General features: G+C 76.8%; 7 protein-coding genes and 1 pseudogene. All 8 read left to right on the forward strand.

Going from position 1 to position 6,709, the window contains the following annotated elements:
• Nucleotides 1–363, forward strand: a pseudogene (locus CA983_RS38730) (transferase); the annotation flags it as partial.
• The gene (locus tag CA983_RS38735) at nt 360–959 is read left to right on the forward strand and encodes a D-glycero-alpha-D-manno-heptose-1,7-bisphosphate 7-phosphatase (protein ID WP_086605393.1); all 600 of its coding nucleotides are present in this window, start codon (nt 360–362) and stop codon (nt 957–959) included. The pseudogene CA983_RS38730 and the gene CA983_RS38735, both read left to right, overlap by 4 nt.
• Nucleotides 956–1,948: a glycosyltransferase family 9 protein gene (locus CA983_RS38740; protein WP_086605394.1), complete on the forward strand. Its 993-nt coding sequence runs from the start codon at nt 956–958 to the stop codon at nt 1,946–1,948. The genes CA983_RS38735 and CA983_RS38740 overlap by 4 nt, the downstream gene beginning before the upstream one ends.
• Nucleotides 1,945–2,895, forward strand: coding sequence for a glycosyltransferase (locus CA983_RS38745; RefSeq protein WP_086605395.1), 951 nt, complete (start codon nt 1,945–1,947; stop codon nt 2,893–2,895). Before CA983_RS38740 ends, CA983_RS38745 begins: the two co-directional genes overlap by 4 nt.
• Nucleotides 2,892–4,109: a glycosyltransferase gene (locus tag CA983_RS38750; RefSeq protein WP_086605396.1), complete on the forward strand. Its 1,218-nt coding sequence runs from the start codon at nt 2,892–2,894 to the stop codon at nt 4,107–4,109. Before CA983_RS38745 ends, CA983_RS38750 begins: the two co-directional genes overlap by 4 nt.
• Complete coding sequence (locus CA983_RS38755) at nt 4,109–4,711, forward strand: D-sedoheptulose-7-phosphate isomerase (protein WP_086605397.1); 603 nt, start codon at nt 4,109–4,111, stop codon at nt 4,709–4,711. Before CA983_RS38750 ends, CA983_RS38755 begins: the two co-directional genes overlap by 1 nt.
• A 1-nt stretch (nt 4,712) precedes the next feature.
• On the forward strand, nt 4,713–6,077 hold the full coding sequence (gene rfaE2 / locus CA983_RS38760) for a D-glycero-beta-D-manno-heptose 1-phosphate adenylyltransferase (RefSeq protein WP_086605398.1): 1,365 nt from the start codon (nt 4,713–4,715) through the stop codon (nt 6,075–6,077).
• 59 nt (nt 6,078–6,136) lie between these two features.
• On the forward strand, nt 6,137–6,709 hold a 573-nt coding region (locus CA983_RS38765; RefSeq protein ID WP_143645695.1), incomplete at its 3' end, for a glycosyltransferase family 9 protein.

Raw genomic sequence — 6,709 nt, forward strand, 5'->3', positions numbered from 1 at the left:
CAGCAGCGCGGCAACGCCGACGACGCCCTCATGCGGCARCTGCACGGACCCGACTGGTGGGACAAGGCCGTCGCGCCGCGCGGCCGGATCCGCAAGCACACGGCGATCACCACCGCGGGCGTCGCCGCCTGCGCCCTCGCCGCCACCGGACACGGCCGGGCCGCCGCGGCCTGCGCGCTCGGCTGGGCGGCCGGCACGGCGGAGTTCGCCCGGGCCCGCATCGCCCCCGGCCCGCGCACCCGCCAGGAGGTGACGACCATGCTGGCGACCAGCGTGCTCATCCCTCCCGTCGCGACCTGGCACCGGCTGACCGGCGCCCTGCGCCACCGCCATGCCCCCTCCTGGCAGGAGGTGGCACGATGAGCCCGGTCAAGGCCGTGCTGTTCGACCGCGACGGCACCCTCGTCCACGACGTCCCCTACAACGCCGACCCCGACCGCGTACGCCCCGTCGACGGCGCCCGCGAGGCACTCGCCCTGCTGCGCGAACGCGGCATCCGCACCGGCGTCGTCACCAACCAGTCCGGCGTCGCCCGCGGGCTGCTCACCGACGCCGACGTCCGCCGTGTCAACCACCGCGTCGACGAACTCCTCGGTCCCTTCGACGTGTTCGCCGTCTGCCCGCACGGCCCCGACGACGGCTGCCACTGCCGCAAGCCCCAGCCCGGCATGGTGCTGTGGGCGGCCGGGCGGATCTGCACCAACCCCGCCGACCTCGTCGTCATCGGCGACATCGGCGCCGACGTGGAGGCCGCCCGCCGCGCCGGCGCCCACGGCATCCTCGTGCCCACCGAACAGACCCGGCCCGAGGAGACCGCCGACGCGGACCACGTCGCCCCGGACCTGCTGACCGCCGTCCGCGCCGTACTGGACGGACCCCCCAAGGGCCGTGTCCTCGCCGACGAACGCCCGATCCAGGAGGCCTACACGACCGGCCCCGGGCAGGGGAGGGACGCGTGAAGGCACTCGTCACCCGTCTCGACAGCTTCGGCGACGTCCTGCTCGCCGGACCCGCCATCCGCGCGGTCGCCGCCCGCGCCGACACCGTCACCCTGCTGTGCGGACCGCGCGGCGCGCCCGCCGCCCGGCTGCTGCCCGGCGTGGACGACATCCTCGTGTGGGACGCGCCCTGGGTGGGCTTCACGCCCCCGCCCGTCGGCCGCGGCGAGGTCGAGCTGCTCCTCGACACCATCGACGCCGACACCGCACTCGTCCTCACCTCCTTCCACCAGTCGCCCCTGCCGACCGCCCTGCTGCTGCGCCTGGCCGGCGTGGACTTCATCGCCGCCGACAGCGAGGACTACCCCGGCTCCCTCCTCGACGTACGCCACCACCGTGCCCCGCACGCCCACGAGGTCGAGGCCGCGCTCCACCTCGCCGAGGCCGCCGGATTCCCACCGGCCGACGACGGCCGGCCCCGGGTGCTCCCGCCGCCCGACACCGCCGGGCTCACCGGCCCGGAGCCGTACGTCGTCCTGCACCCCGGCGCCAGCGTCCCCGCCCGCGCGTGGAGCCCCGACCGCTGCGCCGAGGCGGCCCGCGAACTGGCCGCCGCCGGGCACCGCGTGGTGGTCACCGGCGGCGCGGGGGAGAGGGACCTGACCTCGCACGTCGCCGGCGCGCACGCCCTCGACCTCGGCGGCCGCACCGGGGCCGCGGAACTCGCCGGCGTCCTCGCGGGCGCCGGCGCCGTCGTCACCGGCAACACCGGACCCGCCCATCTCGCCGCCGCCGTCGGCACCCCGGTCGTATCGCTGTTCTCGCCGGTCGTCCCCGCCGAGCGCTGGCGGCCGTACGGCGTCCCGTACGTGCTGCTCGGCGACCAGGACGCCCCGTGCGCCGGCAGCAGGGCGCGGGAGTGCCCCGTGCCCGGTCATCCCTGCCTGGACACCGTCACCGCGCACGACGTGGTGAACGCCGTCGAGAAGCTGATGGGGGAGGCGGCATGAGGATCCTGCTCTGGCACGTGCACGGGTCGTGGACCACCGCCTTCGTGCAGGGCCCGCACACCTACGTCGTCCCCGTCACCCCCGACCGGGGCCCCGACGGGCTCGGCCGCGCCCGCACCTGGGACTGGCCCGACTCGGTCGTCGAAGTGCCGCCGGAGCGGCTGCGCGACGAGGAGATCGACGTCGTCGTGCTGCAACGCCCGCACGAACTCGCCCTGGTCGACCGGTGGCTGGGCCGCCGCCCGCCGCTGGTGTACCTGGAGCACAACGCCCCGCACGGCGACGTGCCCGACACCCGCCACCCGGCAGCGGACATCCCCGGCGTCACCCTCGTCCACGTCACCCACTTCAACCGGCTGATGTGGGACGCCGGCCCGACTCCCAGCACGGTCATCGAGCACGGCATCGTCGACCCCGGGCCGCTGTGGACCGGGGAGCTGGAACGCGCCGCCGTCGCCGTCAACGAGCCGCTGCGGCGCGGCCGTACCACCGGCACCGACCTGCTGCCGGCCTTCGCCGAAGCGGCCCCGCTGGACGTCTTCGGCATGGGCACCGAGGGCTTGGCGGACCGGCTCGGCATCCCCGCCGACCGCTGCCGCTCCCACGAACTCACCCAGGCCGAACTCCACTCGGCCATGGCGCGGCGACGCGTCTACGTCCACCCCGTCCGCTGGACCTCCCTCGGACTGTCCCTGCTGGAGGCGATGCACCTCGGCATGCCCGTGGTCGCGCTCGCCACCACCGAGGTCACCGAGGCCGTACCGCCAGGCGCCGGAGTGGTCTCCAACCGGATCGACGAACTGACCCGCGCCGTACGGGACTTCGTCGCCGACCCGCTGCACGCGCGCATGGTCGGCGAGGGAGCACGGGCGGCTGCGCTCGCCCGTTACGGGCTGTCCCGCTTCCTGGACGACTGGGAGCGGTTGCTGAAGGAGGTGGCCCGATGAGGATCGCCATGGTGTCCGAGCACGCGAGCCCCCTCGCCGCGCTCGGCGGCGTCGACGCAGGCGGCCAGAACGTGTACGTGGCCCGCCTGAGCGAGGAACTGGCGCGGCGCGGCCACGACGTGACGGTCTACACCCGCCGCGACGCGGCCGACCTGCCCGACCGGGTGCCGCTGCCCGGCGGCGCCGTCGTCGAGCACGTGCCGGCCGGACCGGCCGAGCCCGTCCCCAAGGACGAACTGTTCCCGTACATGCCCGGCTTCGGCGCCTGGCTGGCGCGCGCCTGGGCCCACGAGCCGCCGGACGTGGTGCACGCCCACTTCTGGATGTCCGGCATGGCCGCCCGGATCGGCGCCCACCCGCACGGCGTGCCCGTCGTGCAGACCTTCCACGCCCTGGGCACCGTCAAGCGCCGCCACCAGGGCCGGCTCGACACCAGCCCGCCCGAACGCGTCGGCATCGAACGGCAGATCGGCCGCGGCTGCGCCCGCGTCCTGGCCACCTGCACCGACGAGGTGCACGAACTCGCCGAGCTGGGCGTGCCCCGCCGACAGGTGTCCGTGGTGCCCTGCGGGGTGGACGCCGAGCACTTCCGGCCCGGGATACGGTCCGAGGGCGTCCCGGCGCGCCGTGAGCGGCACCGGCTGCTCGCCTGCGGCCGGCTCGTCCCGCGCAAGGGCTACGACCAGGCCGTACGGGCCCTCGCCGAGATCCCGGACGCCGAACTCCTCATCGCGGGCGGACCGGCCGCCGACCGGCTCGCCGACGACCCCGAGGCGCGACGGCTGCGGCGGCTCGCGCGCAGCACCGGCGTGGCCGACCGGGTCCGGCTGCTCGGCGCGGTCGACCCGGCCGCCATGCCCGCCCTGATCGGCAGCGCGGACCTGGTGCTGTGCACCCCGGTCTACGAGCCGTTCGGCATCGTGCCGCTGGAGGCGATGGCCTGCGGCGTGCCCGTCGTCGCCACCGACGTCGGCGGCCACCGCGACAGCGTCGCCGAGGGCACCACGGGCCGGCTCGTCCCGCCGCAGGACCCCGGGTCGGTCGCGGCCGCCGTAGGCGAACTCCTCACCGACGACGCACTGCGCCGCCGCTACGGCAGCGCCGGCCGCGAACGCGTCCTCGCCCACTACACCTGGCGGCGCGTCGCCGACGGCGTCGAGCACGTCCACCGCCAGGTCCTCGCCGGACACGCACAGCAGAAGGAGGTGGCGTGATGACCGTGCACCCGCCCGTCACCGGGCACTGCGACGAACTCCAGGACGCCCTGACCGCGTTCCGCGCCTCGGCACACATCACCGAGCGGTGGGGCGAGCACCTGGCGGCCGTGCTCACCGGCGGTGGCCGGCTGCTGGCCGCGGGCAACGGCGGCAGCGCGGCCCAGGCCCAGCACCTGACCGCCGAACTCGTCGGCCGCTACCGCGACGACCGGCCCGCCTTCTCGGCGATCGCCCTGCACGCCGACACCTCCAGCACCACCGCCATCGCCAACGACTACGGCGTGGACGAGGTGTTCGCCCGCCAGGTCCGCGCCCACGGCCGCCCCGGCGACGTCCTGATGCTGCTGTCCACGTCCGGCGCCAGCGCCAACCTGCTGTCCGCCGCGGACGCCGCCCGCGCGTCCGGGGTGCGGGTGTGGGCCCTCACCGGCCCCGCGCCCAACCCGCTGATGGCGGGCAGCGACGAGTCCCTGTGCGTCGAGGCGCCGACCGGGGCCACCGTGCAGGAACTGCACCTCGTGGCGGTGCACATGGTGTGCGCGGCGTTCGACGCGGCGGTGGAACGCGGTACACGGCGCGACGGCGACGGCAGGAGGTGACATGAACGGCAAGGCACCGCTCGTCGTCGTCGGTGACGCGCTGCTCGACCGGGACGTCACCGGCCGCGCCGAACGGCTCGCGCCCGACGCGCCCGTGCCGGTCGTCGACGACTGCGGGGAGCGGACCCGGCCCGGCGGCGCGGCACTCGCCGCCTACCTCGCGGCCCGTGACGGCCGTGACGTCACGCTGGTGGCGGGAGTGGGCGACGACCCGGCCAGCCGCGCACTGCGCCGCCTCCTGGAACCCTGGCTCACCCTCGTCCCGCTGCCCCTGACCGGCCCCCTGTCCGAGAAGACCCGCGTCCTCGCGCAGGACCGCCCGGTGGTCCGTCTGGACCGCGGCGCGGGCCGCACCCGCGAGGCCACCGACGCCGCCCGCCAAGCCGTCCGCTCCGCGTCCGCCGTCCTGGTCTCCGACTACGGCCGCGGCACCGCCGACGCCCTCCGCGACGTCCTCGCCGCCCGCCCGCCCCTGGTCTGGGACCCGCACCCGCGCGGCGGTCCGCCCGTGCCCGGCACCCGCCTGGTGACACCGGCCGAGAAGGAGGCCCACGGCTTCGCCCCGCAGGACGGCACCGCGCGCCGGGACCTGCACGCCGCCGCCCACAGCGCCGCCGCCCTCGTACGGCACTGGCGGGCCGCCGCCGTCGCGGTCACCCTCGGCGCCCGCGGCGCCCTGCTGTCCTACGGTGAGCACCCGCTGCTCGTCCCCGCGCCCGCCACACACCCCGGCGACAGCTGCGGGGCCGGCGACCGGTTCGCCGCGACGGCCGCCGGGCTGCTCGCCGACGGTTTCCTGGTCGCGGAGGCCGTCGAGGGCGCCGTGGCCGCGGCGACCGGGTTCGTCGCGCAGGGCGGCGCGGCCGCGGTACCGAGCGCGGACGCCGAGCCGGCACCGCCGCCCGCCGATGACGGCCCGTACGCCCTGGCCGCCCGGGTCCGCGCCGCCCACGGCACGGTCGTCGCCGCCGGCGGCTGCTTCGACCTGCTGCACGCCGGCCACGTCGGCCTGCTCCAGGCCGCCCGGCGGCTCGGCGACTGCCTCGTGGTGTGCGTCAACTCCGACGAGTCGGTACGGCGCCGCAAGGGCGGTGGCCGCCCGGTCAACCCGCTCGCCGACCGGGTCCGGGTCCTGCGCGCGCTGGCCTGCGTCGACGCGGTCGCCGTCTTCGACGAGGACACCCCCGAGCGGCTCCTGGGCGACCTGCGCCCCGACGTCTGGGTCAAGGGCGGCGACTACGCGGCCGCCGACCTGCCGGAAGCCGCCCTCCTTCAGGAGTGGGGCGGCCAGGCGGTCCTCCTGCCCTACCTCGACGGCCGCTCCTCGACGGCCCTCATGGAACGGGCGGCGGAAGGAGCACGATGACGCACCCGATGAGCGGGACTGCGGGGGCAGGCGTGGAGGGCACACGGCAGTCTGCTGGCATGACACCGGACACGGCACCTGAACCGACGACGCCCCGCCTCCTGGTCCTGCGCGCCCTGGGCCTCGGCGACCTCCTCGCCGGGGTCCCGGCCCTGCGCGCCCTGCGGCGGGCCTACCCCCGGCACGAGCTCGTGCTGGCCGCCCCCGCCGAGCTGGAGCCGGTCGCGGCGGCGACGGGGGCCGTGGACCGGCTGCTGCCCGCCTCCGCGCCGGGGCGGGGCGTGCCGCGCTCCCTCGACTGGAGCGGTCCGCCGCCGGACGTCGCCGTCGACCTGCACGGCAACGGACCGCCCAGCCACCGGCTGCTCATGGGGCTGCGCCCGCTGAAGCTGCTCGCCTTCGCCCACCCGGACACGCCCGAGATCGACGGCCCGCCCTGGTACGCGGAGGAACACGAACGCGACCGCTGGTGCCGGCTGCTCCAGGCGTACGGCATCGACGCCGACCCGGGCGACCTGCGCCTGCCCCGCCCGCACACCGCCTCCCCGGCACCCGGCGCGGTCGTGCTGCACCCCGGCGCCGGGTGCCGGGGAGGCGGTGTGCGGGCGGGGCAGGCGCAGGTCGCCCGGGTC

This window comes from Streptomyces swartbergensis (assembly GCF_002148965.1).
Classification (GTDB): Bacteria; Actinomycetota; Actinomycetes; order Streptomycetales; family Streptomycetaceae; genus Streptomyces; species Streptomyces swartbergensis.

Excerpts from the sequence above, each read along its gene's own strand:
- CA983_RS38735 (WP_086605393.1), top strand. The coding sequence starts at position 360 with ATGAGCCCGGTCAAGGCCGTGCTGTTCGACCGCGACGGCACCCTCGTC.
- CA983_RS38745 (WP_086605395.1), top strand. The coding sequence starts at position 1,945 with ATGAGGATCCTGCTCTGGCACGTGCACGGGTCGTGGACCACCGCCTTC.
- CA983_RS38750 (WP_086605396.1), top strand. The coding sequence starts at position 2,892 with ATGAGGATCGCCATGGTGTCCGAGCACGCGAGCCCCCTCGCCGCGCTC.
- CA983_RS38755 (WP_086605397.1), top strand. The coding sequence starts at position 4,109 with ATGACCGTGCACCCGCCCGTCACCGGGCACTGCGACGAACTCCAGGAC.
- rfaE2 (WP_086605398.1), top strand. The coding sequence starts at position 4,713 with ATGAACGGCAAGGCACCGCTCGTCGTCGTCGGTGACGCGCTGCTCGAC.